14 protein-coding genes are annotated in these 17,266 nt (G+C 60.9%); 8 read left to right on the top strand and 6 right to left on the bottom strand.

All coding sequences use genetic code 11. The annotated features are described in order from the left end of the window. The first annotated feature begins 111 nt into the window (after positions 1–111). Positions 112–756 carry a DNA oxidative demethylase AlkB gene (alkB, locus tag ACK59H_RS03775; protein WP_060476513.1) on the top strand — a complete coding sequence of 215 codons (645 nt, stop codon included), beginning with the start codon at positions 112–114 and terminating at the stop codon, positions 754–756. A gap of 209 nt (positions 757–965) precedes the next feature. Further along, positions 966–1,253: a hypothetical protein gene (locus ACK59H_RS03770; protein ID WP_060476514.1), complete on the top strand. Its 288-nt coding sequence runs from the start codon at positions 966–968 to the stop codon at positions 1,251–1,253. Between the two features lie 88 nt (positions 1,254–1,341). On the opposite strand, the gene ACK59H_RS03765 is transcribed toward ACK59H_RS03770, so the two are convergent. The 4 genes from ACK59H_RS03765 to ACK59H_RS03750 form a co-directional block, all read right to left on the bottom strand. Then, positions 1,342–1,602, bottom strand: a complete 261-nt coding sequence (locus tag ACK59H_RS03765) for a DUF1652 domain-containing protein (protein ID WP_060476515.1) — start codon at positions 1,600–1,602, stop codon at positions 1,342–1,344. A 262-nt stretch (positions 1,603–1,864) separates the two neighbouring features. Continuing rightward, on the bottom strand, positions 1,865–2,752 hold the full coding sequence (locus ACK59H_RS03760; RefSeq protein ID WP_060476516.1) for a pirin family protein: 888 nt from the start codon (positions 2,750–2,752) through the stop codon (positions 1,865–1,867). 100 nt (positions 2,753–2,852) lie between these two features. Further along, positions 2,853–3,725 (bottom strand): alpha/beta fold hydrolase, encoded by an 873-nt coding sequence (locus ACK59H_RS03755; protein ID WP_060476517.1) that lies wholly within the window; start codon positions 3,723–3,725, stop codon positions 2,853–2,855. 20 nt (positions 3,726–3,745) lie between these two features. After that, positions 3,746–4,366: a LysE family translocator gene (locus tag ACK59H_RS03750; RefSeq protein WP_060476518.1), complete on the bottom strand. Its 621-nt coding sequence runs from the start codon at positions 4,364–4,366 to the stop codon at positions 3,746–3,748. Between the two features lie 128 nt (positions 4,367–4,494). Here ACK59H_RS03750 and ACK59H_RS03745 point away from each other — a divergent pair, with 128 nt between their 5' ends. Further along, positions 4,495–4,974 (top strand): GNAT family N-acetyltransferase, encoded by a 480-nt coding sequence (locus ACK59H_RS03745; protein ID WP_186477134.1) that lies wholly within the window; start codon positions 4,495–4,497, stop codon positions 4,972–4,974. 3 nt (positions 4,975–4,977) lie between these two features. Here ACK59H_RS03745 and ACK59H_RS03740 read toward each other — a convergent pair whose 3' ends face one another. After that, positions 4,978–6,111 (bottom strand): MFS transporter, encoded by a 1,134-nt coding sequence (locus ACK59H_RS03740; RefSeq protein ID WP_060476520.1) that lies wholly within the window; start codon positions 6,109–6,111, stop codon positions 4,978–4,980. 260 nt (positions 6,112–6,371) lie between these two features. On the opposite strand from ACK59H_RS03740, the gene mexE reads away from it, so the two are divergent. The 5 genes from mexE to ACK59H_RS03715 all read left to right on the top strand — a co-directional run bounded on the left by mexE (position 6,372) and on the right by ACK59H_RS03715 (position 15,149). Further along, on the top strand, positions 6,372–7,613 hold the full coding sequence (mexE, locus tag ACK59H_RS03735; RefSeq protein WP_060476521.1) for a multidrug efflux RND transporter periplasmic adaptor subunit MexE: 1,242 nt from the start codon (positions 6,372–6,374) through the stop codon (positions 7,611–7,613). Between the two features lie 12 nt (positions 7,614–7,625). After that, a complete protein-coding gene (locus tag ACK59H_RS03730) occupies positions 7,626–10,805 on the top strand; it encodes an efflux RND transporter permease subunit (RefSeq protein WP_060476522.1) in 3,180 nt (1,059 codons plus the stop codon). Beyond that, positions 10,802–12,220 carry an efflux transporter outer membrane subunit gene (locus ACK59H_RS03725; protein ID WP_409264256.1) on the top strand — a complete coding sequence of 473 codons (1,419 nt, stop codon included), beginning with the start codon at positions 10,802–10,804 and terminating at the stop codon, positions 12,218–12,220. Before ACK59H_RS03730 ends, ACK59H_RS03725 begins: the two co-directional genes overlap by 4 nt. Positions 12,221–12,384: 164 nt before the next feature. After that, a complete protein-coding gene (locus ACK59H_RS03720) occupies positions 12,385–13,440 on the top strand; it encodes a HEAT repeat domain-containing protein (protein WP_060476524.1) in 1,056 nt (351 codons plus the stop codon). Between the two features lie 104 nt (positions 13,441–13,544). Further along, positions 13,545–15,149, top strand: coding sequence for a response regulator (locus ACK59H_RS03715; RefSeq protein WP_060476525.1), 1,605 nt, complete (start codon positions 13,545–13,547; stop codon positions 15,147–15,149). A gap of 6 nt (positions 15,150–15,155) precedes the next feature. Here ACK59H_RS03715 and ACK59H_RS03710 read toward each other — a convergent pair whose 3' ends face one another. Next, entirely contained in the window at positions 15,156–17,222 is a 2,067-nt protein-coding gene (locus ACK59H_RS03710; protein ID WP_409264255.1) for a response regulator, read from the bottom strand. Between the last annotated feature and the right edge of the window lie 44 nt (positions 17,223–17,266).

The following is a 17,266-nucleotide window of genomic DNA, read 5'->3' as shown; positions in this document are numbered from 1 at the left end:
ATAGTATGCCTGTATGAACGTCCAGCCTGCCCGCCGAGTTCACTGACTTCGTCTGCATAGGGGTGAACCAGAGGCCGTTCCTGTATTAAACCCAAACCAGGCATACGCTCCGTGATCCAGTCCGACCTCGACTTGTTCGGCCCTGAGCCGCAACACCTGGCCAGCCAGACCGTGCTATTGCCAGGTTTCGCCCTGAGCGTGCTTGAGCCACTGCTCGATGCACTACGCCCGGTGCTGCGGGCCGCGCCGTTGCGGCATATGCAAACACCCGGTGGGCTGAACATGGCCGTGGCATTGACCAACTGCGGGGCACTGGGCTGGGTCAGTGATGCCAAGGGCTATCGCTACACAACCAGTGATCCAATCAGCGGCCAAGCCTGGCCTGCCCTACCCCAGGTGCTGCTTGAACTGGCAGGCCGCGCAGCATTGGCAGCAGGCTTTGAAGGGTTCGTGCCGGACGCCTGCCTGATCAATCAATACCTGCCAGGCACTCGGCTGAGCTTGCATCAGGACCGCAACGAACGGGACTTCGGGCAACCGATCGTGTCAATTTCGCTGGGGCTGCCTGCGGTTTTCCTGCTCGGTGGGTTGCAGCGCTCGGATCGCACTGTGCGGGTACCGCTGAGTCACGGTGATGTGCTGGTGTGGGGCGGCGAAGACAGGCTGCGCTTCCATGGTGTGCTACCGATCAAGCCAGGGCTGCATTCGCGAATGGGCGAGCGGCGGATCAACCTCACCCTGCGCAAAGCCGGTTGATTGGGGCTAGGTAACCCATGAGCTACGTGGCAGTTGCAAGCCACCGACACTCCCTGAAGACTGCCACTTGGCAAAAAACCTGAAACTAATTGAACATCCGTCACCGCTAAGCTTCAAAAAGACGATATATGCCATCGTTTAGCCAGGAGCCAGCTGCGAATGCCTACTCTTTGCACGTTCAATTACCCTGCTCAAGGCAGCCTGCAGCTATGAAAATGCCAGGCCGCGCACCCAACTCCAACCTGCACCTGGACTACGTCCGTGACACGCTGTTCGGGCCAGTCGCTCAAACCGTGGAATGCCAGTGTCAGATGGCAGCACTGACGCTGCAAGGTCGCCCTGCGCTGCGGCTGCACATATGTCCACCTTTGCCGCACAAAGTCGAGCGGGCTCATAGCGTGGCTTTCATCTGGGATGGCCGCAGTTATCACGGGCTTGTGCGTCACCACGGAAAATGCGGTGACGGCGGCTTGAATTTGCTGCTTGAGCTGCAATGAGCGGTAGATAGCCAGCGTAGTATTCGAACTAGCGATCGCCGCCCCTACACCAGGGCCGGCCAACTGACTGACCGGCCCACACTCGCCATCAGGCAATGGCCTTGATCACCTTAGGCTGCTTGCCGCGCAGCGTGTGAAGTTGACCGACGAGGTTTACCAGGTCGCGGCAGTTGTTCAGGCTCTGTAATGAGATACCCGACAGGGTCACGGCTTGCTCCAGGCTCTGGCCCTGCCCCAACCGAATAGTCAAAGTAGTACCATCAGGGCAGCTGATTTCGCAACGGTCAGGCAGGCAGGCCTGTTCGATGATTTGCCGCATTTCCAGCATTGAAACGCCAATTAACGACATTGTCCGACCCTCTCTTGAGTGGATGGCCTGTTGTGTGATTACGCCTCATAGGGGCAGGATGCCAATTGAGAATGAGCATGCCAAAGCGGCCTTCCATGGTCTTTGGCAATGGTGATGCCTAAGAATCCTTAAGCACCTTAGTGGAAGAACGCCCGGCGCCTTCGACTGTTCGATCGAATGCTGGCACTTCGCGACAGGCGGTAAGCGTGGGCGGGCACTTGGGACAAAAGCTTATTGGCGCGGCGTCGCCCAAGGGCATCGATCAACGGGAAGTATCAGCGGCATTCCCTGCCATATGCCCGAAGCGTCCGGCGTGAAAGTCGTCGAAAGACTCCGCGATCTCTGCTTGGGTGTTCATCACGAAGGGGCCATACCCCACAATCGGCTCATCGATGGGTTCGCCACTGAGCAACAACAAGCTGGCCCCCTCAAGCGCCTCAATGGCCACGTCCTCGCCCTCGCGCTCAAGTAGCACAAGGCTAGCCGGGCCTGCGTCACGCTCACCGTTGACGCGCACAGTGCCCCGCAGCACCACCAACGCGGCGTTACGCCCAGCCGCAATGGGTAATTGCAGCGTGCTGCCGGCATTCAACTGCATGTCCCAAACGTCCATCGCAGTGAAGGTCTTCGCAGGGCCGCTAAGGCCTTGATAAGCGCCAGCGATCACACGCAAGCTCCCAACATTGCCTGGCAGTTGCAGCACTGGAATATCGGCTGACAACAGCGTCTGGTAGCCAGCGGCTGCGCGCTTGTCCCGTGCTGGCAGATTGACCCACAGTTGGACCATTTCCAGCGTACCGCCGCTGCGGGCGAACGCCGGGGAGTGAAACTCCTCATGGATGATGCCGTTGGCTGCCGTCATCCACTGCACGTCACCGGGGCCGATCAAACCACCGGCTCCTGTGGAATCGCGGTGCTCCAGTTCACCCTGATAGACGATGGTGACGGTTTCGAAACCTCGATGCGGGTGTTGGCCTACACCTCGCCGGTCATTAGTGGAGGTGAAGTCATGAGGGCCAGCATAATCGAGCAACAGGAATGGGCTGATCTTGCTCGCCAGGTCGTCGTAGGTGAACAGGCTGCGCACCGGGAAACCATCGCCCACCCAATGAGCGTGGGGGCTGCGGTGTATACCCAGAATTTTTTTCACGAGAAACCTCCTCTTCAAACTGGGTAGACCTTAGCAACGCTACTAATCGACCGGTAGCCAGGCATATTGGCATTGATTGTTCCACCAGTAGAACAATCCTTTAATCAAGTAAATGCTCAAGCACCTTGCGCCCGGCCATAGCTGGGTCTTCTTGCATGAAGCAGTGCCCGCCAGGAACTTGAAGAGCGCTCACCAGCGGGTTGAGGCTTGACAAGCGCTGCACCGAGCGGGGCACGAACGGATAGGTTTGCCCGCCATAGAGCACCCGCGTAGGCACTTGGATCGAACCCATTTGCGCCCACATGCGTGAAGGGAACGAGCTGAAGATTTCCACCTCCCGGCTGGGTCGACACTTCAGTACCACGCCCTCGCCACAATCGCCGATGGCATGCTCGACATAGGCCTCAAGTGCGGCGTCGCTCCACCCCTTGAAAATGCCCCGCCCCTGTAGCGATACGCGTGCCGACTCCCGGTTCGGCCAATGGCTGCGTCGGCTGCCCGCTTTGCGAGCCAAGGCGTGATGCCGGTGCAGGCCAACCCACGCTGCCGCCCCCATCACGCCCAGCATGCGCCGGCTGAACAACACTGGGTCGAGCAATACCGCGCGCGCGAACAGACCCGGTTCACTGGCCAGCATCAAACCGGTCAACACCCCGCCAAAGCTATGCCCCACGGCGTAACGAGCAACTTCGCCATACTCCCTGCGGCCAGCCTCGAACGCCTCGATAGCCAACGCTGCGCTGCGGTTCCAGCCTAGAAAATCGCCACCATGGTCACTGTCACCATGGCCCTGGACATCACTGAGCCACAAATCGAAGTGGTCGCTCAGGGTCATGAGCAAAGGCTGATAGGCCAGGCAACAAAAGCCATTACCGTGCAGAAAGTGCAGCAGCGGCTTGCCGCTGGCGGGTGAACGCCATCCACGCAAGGTAAAGCCTTCACGGGCCTCGAAGGACCAGGGGATCAACTGCATGGTTTACTGCACCCGATGGTTCATGAAAAGGCCGATTCTACAAATAGCAGGGGATAAAGCGAAATCACCAGCAGCACGGCCATCAGGACATTGAACAGCATCAGCCAGCGAGGGTTGTGCAGCAGAGTGCGCAGCGCGCTGCCGAACATCACCCAAACGCCTACGCTGGGTAGGTTGACCAAGGCGAACAGCGCAGCAATCACCAGCACGTTCGTGACGTAGCCCTGAGCCGGCGTATAGGTTGTGATCGCCCCTACCGCCATGACCCAGGCCTTTGGGTTGACCCACTGAAACGCCGCCGCGCCCCAGAAGCTCAAGGGTTTACGGGCACTGGGCGAGTCGGTTGCGAGCGGACCTGAGGTTGCGATTTTCCAGGCCAAATACAGCAGGTACGCCGCCCCGGTATAGCGCAATACGCTGTATAGCGGCGGCCAGGCCTTGAATACCTCGCCCAGCCCTAGCCCAACCGCCAGTACCATCACCATGAAACCCACGCTGATCCCCATGGCATGGGGGATCGAACGCCGCACTCCGAAATTCACCCCCGATGCCAACAACATGGTGTTATTGGGCCCAGGAGTGATGGAAGAGACGAAGGCGAACAGCATAAAGGCGCCGAGTAGATCCAAAGACGCAAACATTGCAGATATTCCAGAATGATGGCGGGTGCTGTCACACTAGTGCAGTCGCCTGATCGGCGACCGATACAGTTAACTTAAATTATATAGACACACCTCACTGTACCCATTCGGAGCCAAGGAAGCCTTTCATGAGCTTGAGCATTCGCCCCGCCGTTCGTAACGATGCCGCGCAGATCCTTGCGTATATCACCGAATTGGCCGAGTACGAACGCGCGCGTCACGAGGTGGTCGCCACTGTGGCCGACATCGAGAGAACCCTGTTCGACGAGGGGAGCAACGTACACAGCCTTATTTGTGAGCGTGACGGTCAAGCCATCGGTTTTGCCGTGTACTTTTACAGCTATTCGACCTGGCAAGGTCGTAATGGCATCTACCTGGAAGACCTTTACATCACTCCCCAGCAACGGGGTGGTGGTGCTGGTCGTGAGGTATTGCGGCACATTGCCCGAGAAGCGGTGGCCAAAGGATGCGGGCGTTTCGAGTGGAGCGTGCTGGACTGGAACACCCCGGCGCTCGAGTTCTATCAATCTCTGGGGGCCGAGCCCCAGGCCGAGTGGGTACGCTACCGGCTCGCCGGCGACAAACTGTTGGCATTTGCACAAGGGTGACCTTCACACTCCGTTGGCCTGGTGTCTCACACGGCGCATCACCATCACCACCAACAGCACATTGGCAAGCGCCAGCAGGATGAGAGCCAACAGCACGCCGATGGCGCCGTAATGCTCGAACAGAAAGCCTCCTACCACTGGTGTCACGGCCTGCCCGATCAACGCCGGCCGAGACATCCGCCCCATCAGCAGCACGTACTGGTCTGGCGGCATCAACGCCAGCGGTAGCAGCCCCCGCACGATCGCTCGCAGGCCATTGCCACAGCCAAATATCAGCAAACCCACGGCCGTGGCTGCAGGCACGAACGCCACCATCAGCAGCCCGGCCAGCACCAGGCTGACCCAGGCCAGCGCGGTCCATATCGGGTGACGTTTGCCCGCCAGGATCTGCAATACCCGCGATGCCACCTGGCTGGGGCCGAGCATGGCCGCCAGGCCGATGGCCATCGGCAACGAGTGCCCCAACCCCTGCAATACCGCCACCAGTTGTACAGCGATAGCGGTCATGATGATCGCGCCGATGGCGAACATACTTGTCAGCATCAGGTACAGGCTGCGCTCCACCCCCATTGTGCTCGCCTGGGCTTGCGATCTGGCCGGCAGTTCGACCCGCCCTCCCTCTGGTAGCACCCGCCAATACAGCGGCGCGACCACGACGAGCAGCAGCAGTGCATAGCAGACGCACGTCGCTCGCCAGCCGATGTGCTCGATGCCCAATGCCACCGCTGGCCACGACAGCGTCGAAGCGAAGCCGGCAATCAGCGTGATGCCAGTGATGGCCTTGCCCGCGCCTTCGCCATACAGCCCACCGAGGGTGGCGAACAGTGCTTCGTACAAACCCATGGCCATGCCAATGCCTATTACGGCCCAGGCCATCATGAACCACGCCAAGGCGTGACTGGCGCCCATGATCAACAATCCCAACGCCACCACCGCGCCGCTGGCCGCCATTTGTGGGCGCCCGCCGTAGCGGGCGATCAGCCGGCTGGACCAAGGGGCGACCAGCGCTGAAACCATCAGGCTCAGGGACAGCGCACCGTAGACCCATTGGCTGGGCCAGCCAGTATCGCGGCTGATCGGGTCGGCCATCACGGCCATGAGAAAGAACGAGCCGCCCCAGACCAGAATCTGCAGCATGCCGAGCAGAACGATGCCAAAGGGGCCGGGTAAGCGCGAATGAGTCTGCAAGGTAAGCCTATGTCAAATGAGGGTGCGAAGGTCTGTGCGGCGGCAATATCATTGCAGAGCTTAACTGCAAGCACGGTCGCATGCCTGGCATCGATAGTAGTCGTGTAGATATCATTGCCCGTGATAATGACCTTCGCTGCGTTCGATTCGTGCGTTGCGCGCAAGACACTCACACTCCGCCCACTACTAATACATTGGCGGAGTTCTCCATGGATCACTCAATCAAACCCTTGCGCTTTCCCCTCGCTGCCCTGGCAGTGGTGGTGATCAGCGCTTGTGGCCGCACCCCTGACGCCGTGCAGGCTCCCGCCGCGCCCAAGGTCAGCGTTGCCAAGGTCATCGAGCAGCCGATCAACGAGTGGGACGAATTCACCGGCCGCCTGGAGGCCCCGGAAACCGTCGAAGTGCGGCCACGCGTATCGGGCCAGATCGACTCCGTGGGTTTCACCGAAGGTGCCCAGGTGAAGAAAGGCGATCTGTTGTTCCAGATCGACCCTCGTCCGTTCCAGGCCGAAGTCCGCCGCCTCGAAGCGCAATTGCAACAGGCCAAGGCGACCGCCATCCGCAGCGCCAACGAAGCCCGCCGTGGCGAACGCCTGCGTGACAGCAATGCCATTTCCGCCGAGCTGGCCGAATCGCGCAGCAGCGCCGCTGCCGAAGCACGCGCTGGGGTCGATGCGATCCAGGCGCAGCTCGACCTGGCACGCCTTAACCTCAGTTTCACCCGTGTCACTGCGCCGATCAGCGGCCGGGTCAGCCGTGCTGAATTCACTGCCGGCAACATCGTCACCGCCGATGTGACGCCGCTGACCAGCGTGGTTTCCACCGACAAGGTGTACGCCTACTTCGACGCCGACGAGCGCGTGTACCTCAAGTACACCCAGCTGGCGCGTGAAGGCCAACGTGGTCAGAGCACCCCGGTGTACTTGGGCCTGACCAACGAAAACGGCAACCCGCACCTGGGCCACATGAACTTCGTCGACAACCAAGTCAACCCGCGCACAGGCACCATCCGTGGTCGCGCTGTGTTCGACAACCGCGACGGCCAGTTCACCCCCGGCTTGTATGCCCGCCTGAAGCTGGTGGGCAGTGCCCAATATGACGCCGTGCTGATCAACGACGAAGCTGTGGGCACCGACCTTGGCAAGAAGTTCGTGCTGGTCATGGACAAAGACAACAAGGCCGCCTACCGCGCCGTTGAGCTGGGGCCAAAGCTTGAGGGTTTACGCATCGTGCGCAGCGGCCTGGCCAAGGACGACCGCATCGTGGTCAAGGGCCTGCAGCGGGTGCGCCCTGGCTCGCCGGTGACCCCGGAAGAAACGCCTATGGCCAGTGAGCAGACCCTGGCTGCTCTGGCCCAGCAGCGCCAGGCCCTGCAAGCCAGTAACCCGGTGCAGAAGGTAGCGGGCTCAACCGATAAAGTCGCCAGCGCCCAGGCGCCACGCGGTTAAAGGACCACACCGATGAACTTTTCGAAATTCTTCATTACCCGGCCTATCTTCGCCGCGGTGCTATCGCTGGTGCTGTTGATCGCAGGCTCGATCTCGTTGTTCCAGTTGCCGATCAGTGAATACCCTGAAGTGGTGCCGCCAACGGTGGTCGTGCGCGCCAACTTCCCCGGCGCCAACCCCAAGGTGATCGGTGAGACCGTTGCCGCGCCACTGGAGCAAGCCATAACCGGCGTCGAGAACATGCTGTACATGTCTTCGCAGTCCACTGCCGACGGCAAGCTGACCCTGACCATTACCTTCGCCCTTGGCACTGACCTGGACAATGCCCAGGTGCAGGTGCAGAACCGCGTCACCCGGACCCAGCCCAAGCTGCCAGAGGAAGTGACACGGATCGGTATCACCGTGGACAAGGCGTCCCCCGACCTGACCATGGTCGTGCACCTGACCTCGCCGGACAACCGCTACGACATGCTGTACCTGTCCAACTACGCCATTCTCAACATCAAGGACGAACTGGCACGCCTTGGTGGGGTCGGCGACGTGCAACTGTTCGGTATGGGCGACTACTCGCTACGCGTATGGCTGGACCCTAACAAGACCGCTTCGCGCAACCTCACCGCCAGCGATGTGGTCGCCGCCATCCGCGAGCAGAACCGTCAGGTCGCTGCCGGCCAGCTTGGTGCCCCGCCCGCCCCTGGCTCTACCAGCTTTCAGCTGTCGATCAACACCCAAGGCCGCCTGGTCAACGAGGAAGAGTTCGAAAACATCATCGTTCGCGCTGGCGCCGATGGCGAAATCACTCGCCTGAAGGATATCGCCCGGGTCGAGTTGGGCTCCAGCCAGTACGCCTTGCGCTCGCTGCTGAACAATCAGCCGGCTGTGGCCATTCCAATCTTCCAGCGCCCCGGCTCCAACGCCATTGATATCTCCGACGAAGTGCGGGCGAAGATGGCCGAACTGAAAAAGGACTTCCCCGAGGGGATGGACTACAGCATCGTCTATGACCCCACCGTGTTCGTGCGTGGCTCCATCGAAGCGGTGGTGCACACACTGTTCGAAGCCTTGGTGCTGGTGGTGCTGGTCGTGATTCTGTTCCTGCAGACCTGGCGCGCCTCGATCATCCCGTTGATGGCAGTACCGGTTTCGCTGATCGGCACCTTCGCGGTCATGCACCTGTTCGGCTTCTCACTCAACGCCTTGTCGTTGTTCGGCCTAGTGTTGGCCATCGGCATCGTGGTGGACGACGCCATCGTGGTGGTAGAGAACGTCGAGCGCAACATCGGGCTGGGCCTCAAACCCCTCGAAGCCACGCAAAAGGCCATGAGTGAAGTCACCGGGCCGATCATCGCCACCGCCCTGGTACTGTGCGCTGTGTTCGTGCCTGCGGCGTTCATTTCCGGCCTTACCGGGCAGTTCTACAAGCAGTTTGCCCTGACTATCGCGATTTCCACCGTGATCTCGGCGTTCAACTCGCTGACCCTGTCGCCTGCGCTGGCCGCGGTGCTGCTCAAGGACCATCACGCGCCCAAGGACCGTTTCTCGCGCTTGCTCGAGCGGCTGCTGGGTAGCTGGCTGTTCGCCCCGTTCAACCGCTTCTTCGACCGCGCCAGCCACCGCTACGTGGGCGGCGTACGCCGGGTCATCCGTTCCAGCGGCATCGCATTGTTCGTATATGCAGGGCTCATGGGCCTGACCTACCTGGGGTTCTCCAGCACGCCAACCGGTTTTGTGCCGGCCCAGGACAAACAGTACCTGGTGGCCTTCGCTCAGTTGCCTGACGCCGCCAGCCTCGACCGCACCGAAGCGGTCATCAAGCGCATGAGCGAAATTGCCCTTGAGCAACCGGGCGTGGCCGATTCGGTCGCCTTCCCTGGCCTTTCGATCAACGGTTTCACCAACAGCCCCAACAGCGGCATCGTGTTCACTCCGCTCAAACCCTTCGACGAGCGTAAAGACCCGAGCCAATCGGCTGCTGCGATCGCCGCTGCACTGAACGCCAAGTTCGCAGATATCCAGGACGCCTACATCGCGATTTTCCCGCCACCACCGGTACAAGGGCTGGGCACCATCGGCGGCTTCCGCCTGCAGATCGAGGACCGCGGCAACCTGGGCTACGAAGCGCTGTACAAAGAAACCCAGAACATCATCGCCAAGAGCCATGAGGTGCCGGAACTGGCGGGCCTGTTCACCAGCTACCAGGTCAACGTGCCCCAAGTCGATGCCGCCATCGACCGGGAAAAGGCCAAGACCCACGGCGTGGCGATCACCGATATCTTCGACACCCTGCAGGTCTATCTGGGCTCGCTGTACACCAACGACTTCAACCGGTTCGGCCGCACCTACCAAGTCAACGTCCAGGCCGAACAGCAGTTCCGCCTCGACGCTGAGCAGATCGGCCAGCTCAAGGTGCGCAACAACCTGGGCGAGATGATCCCCTTGGCGACCTTCCTCAAGGTCAGTGACACCTCCGGCCCAGACCGGGTGATGCACTATAACGGCTTCATCACCGCCGAGATCAACGGTGCTGCAGCACCAGGCTATAGCTCAGGCCAAGCCGAAGCGGCGATGGAAAAGCTGCTCAAACAAGAGCTGCCCAACGGCATGACCTTCGAGTGGACCGACCTGACCTACCAGCAGATTCTCTCGGGCAATACGGCGCTGTTCGTATTCCCACTGTGCGTGCTGCTGGCCTTCCTGGTGCTGGCCGCCCAATACGAAAGCTGGAGCCTGCCGCTGGCGGTGATCCTGATCGTGCCGATGACCTTGCTGTCGGCTATCACCGGGGTGATCGTATCGGGTGGGGACAACAACATCTTCACCCAGATCGGCCTGATCGTGCTGGTGGGGCTTGCGTGCAAGAACGCCATCCTGATCGTCGAGTTCGCCAAGGATGAACAAGCCAAGGGCCTCGATCCCCTCGCTGCGGTGCTGGAAGCCTGCCGCCTGCGCCTGCGGCCGATCCTGATGACCTCGATCGCCTTCATCATGGGCGTGGTGCCGTTGGTGTTCAGCTCCGGTGCAGGCTCAGAGATGCGCCATGCCATGGGTGTGGCGGTGTTCTCGGGGATGATCGGTGTGACCGTATTCGGCCTGTTCCTGACACCGGTGTTCTTCTTCCTGATCCGCCGCTTCGTCGAGCGTCGCCAGGCCCGCAAGGCCGAGCACGCGCACGTGCTGGAGAACCACGCATGAACCTGCTCAAACCCCTGACGCCCAGCCTGCTGGCGCTGGCCCTGGCCGCCTGCGCGGTCGGGCCGGACTACAAGACCCCCGACACCGAGCCTGCGCGCTTGGACAACAGCAACATGCAAGCCACGGCCCTGGATCGCAGCCGCTTCGAAAGCCTGTGGTGGAAGCAGTTCGACGACCCTGTGCTGAACCAGTTGGTGCAGGCATCGCTGCAGGGCAACCGCGACCTGCGTGTGGCGTTCGCGCGGTTCAAGTCGGCCCGAGCGATCCGCGATGACGCTGCCAACGATCAGCTTCCGGTCGTCACAAGCCGCGCCAGCAGCGAAATCGGCAAAGGCCAGATTCCTGGCCAGACCGATCAACGGGTCAATAGCGAGCGCTACGACCTAGGCCTAGACATGGCCTGGGAGCTTGATTTGTTCGGCCGCATCCAGCGCCAAATCGAAGCCAGCGAAGCCCAGGCGGCGGCGGCCCAGGCCGACTTGCAACAGCTGCAGGTCAGCCTGATCGCCGAGCTGGTCGATGCCTACGGCCAACTGCGGGGCGCGCAACTGCGCGAAAGCATCGCCCAGGCCAACCTCAAGACTCAACAGCAATCGCGCACCATCACCGTGACCCTGCGCGACGCGGGGGTTGGCAACGAGCTTGACGTGGTGCGTGCCGATGCGCGCCTGGCAGGTGTGCAAGCCACGATACCGCAGTTGCAGGCCGAACAGGCCAGGGCGCGTCACCGTATCGCCACCCTGCTGGGCCAGCGCCCCGAGGCGCTGAGCGTTGACCTGTCGCCCAAAGCCTTGCCGGCTATCGCCAAGGCCCTGCCGGTGGGTGACCCCGGCGAGCTGCTGCGCCGCCGTCCGGATGTGCGCAGCGCCGAGCGCCAGCTGGCTGCGGCCACCGCCAACGTGGGTGTAGCCACCGCCGACCTGTTCCCTCGGGTGAGCCTCAGCGGCTTCCTGGGCTTTACCGCTGCCCGTGGCTCGCAGATCGGCGCTTCGGCCGCCAATGCATGGGCATTAGGGCCAAGCATCACCTGGGCGGCGTTCGATCTGGGCAGTGTAAGGGCCCGTCTGCGTGGCGCCAAGGCAGATGCCGAGGGCGCCCTGGCCAATTATGAGCAACAGGTACTGCTGGCCTTGGAAGAGTCGGCCAACGCCTTCAGCGACTACGACAAGACCCAGCAGCGGCTGATGTCGCTGATGCGCCAGAGCGAAGCTAGCCGCAAGGCCGCAGACCTTGCGTCGGTGCGTTACCGCGAGGGCACCGTGGACTACCTGGTATTGCTCGATGCCGAGCGCGAGCGCCTGAGCGCCGAAGATGCTCAGGCCCAGGGCGAAGTAGAGCTGTACCGCGGCATCGTCGCGATCTACAAGGCCCTGGGTGGCGGCTGGCAACCAGAGACGGTTGCCAGCGTGCGCTGACCCCTGCAGCTTCAACGACTCCTTTGGTTGGTTTTCCCAACCGTTTGCCCCGCCGGCTTAGGTCAGCGGGGCTTTTTTTGTCTCGCCCAGCCACCCTGCAACTTGCAGCTCAAGGCATTCTGCCCCAAGCTTTGCGTTTTCACGGCCATGGACCGCAGTGCCCGATGCCCAGACGCCACAGCTACCTGATCGCCATCCTGCTGCTGATTCTGGTGTCCATCGCCATCGTTTTACTGCGCCGGGGCGATGAGCCCTCTGCGCCAGCGCAACCGCCCTACAGCTACAGCAAGGCGCTGCGCCAGGCACATGATGGCCTGCCAGGTGCAGCCCGAGTGCTGTATCAACAGCTGCGACGCGATGATCTGACGCCGATCCGCCGCGCGGCGCTTTACGCCGAGTTGCCCAATTATCCCTCGCCCCAGGCCCTGCAGCTGGCCCGCCTTGGCTTGGAGAACGATGAACCCTTGGTGCGCCGAGCTGCCATCGCCAGTGTTCGAAGGCTCTTGCAGCCTTCCCAACGCAGCTTGGTACTAGGCCCTTTGCTGGACGATGATGATCAGAGCGTGCGCTTTGCGGCGGTTGACGCCTTGCTCGGCCTCGACCCGGACGCCATTGGCCTTTATTTCGGGCCGTTGCAGAGCGCACTGGAGCAGTACCAGCAGGTGCTGGAAACCCAGCCCGACGATGCGCAAGCCCAGGTGCACCTGGCACGCCTTTATCTGCACGAAAATGATTACGACCAGGCTGCCGCGGCCGTGCAGCGCAGCCTTGCCGTTGACCCCGAGAACCTCGACGCCCTCGCCACACAGGTACGTTTGCTCGAACGCCAGGGCCTGCATGACCAATCCCGCCAGGTGCTTGCCAAAGCCTTGGCCCTGCGCCCGAACTCAGCATTTCTGCAGTATGAACTCGGGCTGTGGCTGATTCGCCATAATCAGCGGGAGTACGCCCTGCTCGCGCTGTCGCGGGCAGTGGAACTGGAGCCTGAAAACACCGACTACCGCTACACCCTGGCGGTCACCCTGCACGACCTGGAACAACCAGACGCCGCGCAAAAGCAGCTGGAAACCGTGCTCAGCCGCCAACCGGCCAATCGCCGAGCACGGGTGCTGCTGATCCAGTACTGGAAGGAGACCGGCCAGTTACAGAACGTTCAAGTCTTACTGGCTGAGCTGGAGCGCCAGAACCCTGACGACCCCTTCCTGCAAAAAGGCCTCTAGATTGCGTTGAACCCTCAGAGAATACCCATGGTCGAGTGATTATCGGATCATTGAAGGTGACGAGGTCCCCAATCGACCTTGTCGACATCATCAGGAGAATCGCATTGGCCAGTCCGCTGTCGATGGACGAACGTGCTCTGATCCTGGCTCCGCGGCGGCTTGCCAGTAATGCTTCGAAATTGCTGGCCGCTGCTGGGGTGCAATGTTTGTGTGCAAAGGATGTCGCCAAATTGCACAGCTGCCTGTTCGAGGGTGCAGGCGTGGCAATCATTGCCGAACAGGCGCTGGACAGCGAAGCAGCGTTGCTCCTCAAAAGCTTTGTCGACCAGCAGCCGCTCTGGTCGGACCTGACCATCGTGCTTTTGACCCCTACGCCGGAGGTAACTCGCTCAAGCTCGGTGCTAGCACTTGGCAACCTCATACTGCTGGCCGTGCCGTACGATGAACAACACCTGCTTCACCTGATCCGCACAGCCTTGCGAAACCGAAGCCGGCAGTACCTGGCCCGGGACCATATCAATGAGCTACAGCAGTGTCTTGACGCGCGCCGCGACGAGCAGCGGGCGGCCGAACAGGCCCGGCAACAGACCCGTAAAATGGAAGCCATAGGCCAGTTAGCTGGGGGTGTTGCGCACGATTTCAATAACCTACTGACCAGCATCGGGGGTAGTTTCGAGCTGATCGAACGGCGCTTGAAGCAACATCGCAGCGATGGCTTGCAAACAATCCTGCAGATGGGCCAGGAAGCCGTGTCCCGCGCAGCAGCACTCACCCATCGGTTGTTGGCGTTTTCGTCCAGGCAGTCGCTGCAAAGCCAGCACATAGATTTGCATGCCCTGCTCGAACCACAGCGGCTTCAGGCCTGTATCGATCCTGGCGTAAGCCTGCAGGTAGAATTGCCGCAAGATCTGTGGCCGGTTCAGGCCGATAGTGAGCAACTGCTGGAGGCAATCACCAATCTTCTGATCAATGCCTGCGAAGCCATGCCCAATGGTGGCACGGTTAGGATCCAGGCCAGCAACCAGCGTATGGATTCCCATGGCGCTGCCATCATCGCCCTGGAACCCGGCGAATTTACTCGGCTGAGCATCATTGATGATGGTCACGGCATGTCGCAAAGCACATTGGAACACGCCTTCGAGCCTTTCTTCAGTACCAAGCCCGTGGGCCGAGGTATAGGCCTTGGCCTGTCGATGGTCTACGGCTTCAGCAAGCAGTCCCATGGCCAAGTCAAACTGTGGAGTGAGATCGGCCATGGTACTCGGGTCGATCTTTATCTACCTCGCTACCTCGACCAGCAACAACCTTGCACTACACCTGAACCTTCACCACAGCCCCGTGAAGGTCGATATGTGCTGGTGGTCGAAGATGACCCCCATGTACGCCAACTGCTGTGCCAGGCGCTTGAAGATGAGGGCTTCCCTTGCCAGAGTGTGGGCAACGCCACCGAAGCCCTGCAGCTGCTGCGTTCAGGGCTGGCGGTCGACCTGCTGCTAAGCGACGTCGGGTTACCCGGCATGAGTGGGCGACAACTTGCAGAGATCGCGCGAACCCTGCGCCCGCATCTGCCAATACTGTTCATCACCGGCTATGCCGAGACGGCCATGGCACGTGAAGGGTTTCTCGCCCCCGGCATGCAATTGGTGAGCAAACCTTTCGAACTCAAGCAGTTGCAGGCTCGAGTGGCAAATATATTGGGCAAACCCTGAGCGCGTTCATTCGCCCAACATAAGCAGCGCTTGGTTCATCAGGCTGGACAACGCGAACGGCTTGAGCAGTAAAGCGGTACCCGGTGCGTTGGCCAATTGCGGTTCCAGTGGTTGGTCATTGAAGCCGGTAATCAACAGGATCTTTTGCTCAGGCCTAGCCATGCGCATCGCCCGGGCCACCTGCCGCCCGCTGAAACCGCCGGGCAAGCCGATATCGGTGATCACCAGATCGAATGGGCCGTGGTGGCGGAAGCGCTCGAGCGCAGACCTGGCATCGTCCGCATCGCAGACATCAAAGCCACGCTCCTGAAGGTACTCCTTCATCACCAGGCGCAGGTTTTCTTCATCGTCCACCAGCAACACGCGCTGCCCATTGGCCCTTGAAACGCTAGGTACAGGCTGCTGAGGGGGCTGGGGAATGTGTTCGAGGCAACGTGGGAACAACATACAGACTTTCATACCCTGATCAGGCTCGGCCTCAAGCCAGACATGGCCACCTGACTGGCCGACGAACCCATAGACCATCGCCAGCCCCAATCCGGCGCCATGGCCCATTGGCTTGGTGGTGAAGAAGGGTTCAAACGCGCGCGCCAGGTCAATCTCAGGCATACCGTGGCCATCGTCGCACACGTAGAGTGCGACATAGTCACCTGGGGCAACGCCACGCTTATCGGAAGAAGATGCCTGCACGCGCGTGTTGATCGTGCGTAACGTGACCAGGCCTCGCCCCAGGCAAGCTTCGCGCGCATTGGCTAGGAGGTTCAGCAGAGCATTCTCCAGCTGCGCGACATCCAGGCAGACGGTCCATGGTAAGACATCCAGTTCCCAGTTCACTCGCATTTCAGCGCCCAGCACCTGGCGTAGCAGCGGCTCCATCGCATTGAGTTCGCGATTGATGTCCAAGGGTTTGGGTGACAACGGCTGATGGCGGGAAAATGCCAGCAAATGGTGGGTGAGCGACATAGCCTTGCTCACCGAATCGTTGGCCATCGACACGTAACGATCGATCTGCTCGAGACGGCCTTGTTCCATCCGTCGCTGCATCAATTCCAGGGTGCCACTGATGCCCGAAAGCAGGTTATTAAGCTCGTGGGCCATGCCCCCAGCTACGTGGCTGACGGCATCCAGACGCTGACTGGCCCTGACCAGGTTGTCGAGTTGACGCAAGGCATCGTCTTGATCCTGTGACACGTCGCGGCCCACGGCAGTCAGCAAGGTGCCGTCGAAAGTAGCGGTCCAGCGGAACGTATGGTAGTGCCCGTCCTTATGGCGCAAGCGTGTTTCCAGTTGCTCGAGCCCGCGGTGATGAACGAATTCCATCACCGCCACCTCAACCTCGGCCCTGTCGGCAGGATGGACCAACTCCAATATCGCCGTACCCCGCACTTCATCCTCGGTCCAGCCAAGCACACGCTGCCAAGTTGGATTGACCGCTTGCAACAGCAAGTCGCGGGTCACCACGATCATGGCGTCCCGGGAAAGCTGCCAGATCTGATCGCGGTCGGCCAGAACGCGCTCGATCTGGCGCTCGAACGCCAGCGCTTGTTCACGCCATTTATCATGTGCATCGACACCGGCGCTGGTATCGATCACCGTGTGCATGAAACCTGTCACCTCATGGTCTTCGTCGCGTAGCGGGGTGTAGCTAAAAACGAAACAGGCATGACCGCCCATGCGCTTGCGAACGAGCCGCACAGGTTGATTCTCGACAAAGTTCGCCCCCCCATTGAATGCCTCGAACACCCAAGGCCCGATGTTCTCCCAGGCTGTGGCCCAGAGCGTGTCAAAGGCTTGGCCCAGCCCATGGCCATCACCCTCGATCAATGCCAGGTAAGGGTCGTTATGCACCACTGTCATCTCGGCGCCCCAGACCACCGCGCTGGGAAACGGCGAGAGCAGCATCATATCTACGGCTGTGCGCAAAGGTGCCTGCCAGTGCGGCAGCGCCCCAAGTGGAGTGTTATGCCAGTCGAATTGGGCAATCTGTGCAGCCATGCCCGATGGCGATTGCCCCCCAGTGGCCTGCCCCCTGCCCTGCCCCGACGCATTGTGCGGCCTGTCTTTTGCGAACATCGCTGTGATTCCACCACTGCTGGTTGAAAGTCCGTTTTACGCAT

This window comes from Pseudomonas sp. KCJK9000, assembly GCF_046230725.1.
GTDB lineage: Bacteria > Pseudomonadota > Gammaproteobacteria > Pseudomonadales > Pseudomonadaceae > Aquipseudomonas > Aquipseudomonas promysalinigenes.
The sequence above is the reverse complement of the archived record's forward strand: the minus strand, read 5'-3'. Positions and strand labels throughout refer to the sequence as shown.

Coding starts and splice junctions, on each gene's coding strand:
- ACK59H_RS03745 (WP_186477134.1), top strand. CDS start 4,495: ATGAGCTTGAGCATTCGCCCCGCCGTTCGTAACGATGCCGCGCAGATC.
- mexE (WP_060476521.1), top strand. CDS start 6,372: ATGGATCACTCAATCAAACCCTTGCGCTTTCCCCTCGCTGCCCTGGCA.
- ACK59H_RS03710 (WP_409264255.1), bottom strand. CDS start 17,222: ATGTTCGCAAAAGACAGGCCGCACAATGCGTCGGGGCAGGGCAGGGGG.
- ACK59H_RS03770 (WP_060476514.1), top strand. CDS start 966: ATGAAAATGCCAGGCCGCGCACCCAACTCCAACCTGCACCTGGACTAC.
- ACK59H_RS03765 (WP_060476515.1), bottom strand. CDS start 1,602: ATGTCGTTAATTGGCGTTTCAATGCTGGAAATGCGGCAAATCATCGAA.
- ACK59H_RS03750 (WP_060476518.1), bottom strand. CDS start 4,366: ATGTTTGCGTCTTTGGATCTACTCGGCGCCTTTATGCTGTTCGCCTTC.
- ACK59H_RS03725 (WP_409264256.1), top strand. CDS start 10,802: ATGAACCTGCTCAAACCCCTGACGCCCAGCCTGCTGGCGCTGGCCCTG.
- ACK59H_RS03755 (WP_060476517.1), bottom strand. CDS start 3,725: ATGCAGTTGATCCCCTGGTCCTTCGAGGCCCGTGAAGGCTTTACCTTG.
- ACK59H_RS03740 (WP_060476520.1), bottom strand. CDS start 6,111: ATGCTGCAGATTCTGGTCTGGGGCGGCTCGTTCTTTCTCATGGCCGTG.
- ACK59H_RS03730 (WP_060476522.1), top strand. CDS start 7,626: ATGAACTTTTCGAAATTCTTCATTACCCGGCCTATCTTCGCCGCGGTG.
- ACK59H_RS03720 (WP_060476524.1), top strand. CDS start 12,385: ATGCCCAGACGCCACAGCTACCTGATCGCCATCCTGCTGCTGATTCTG.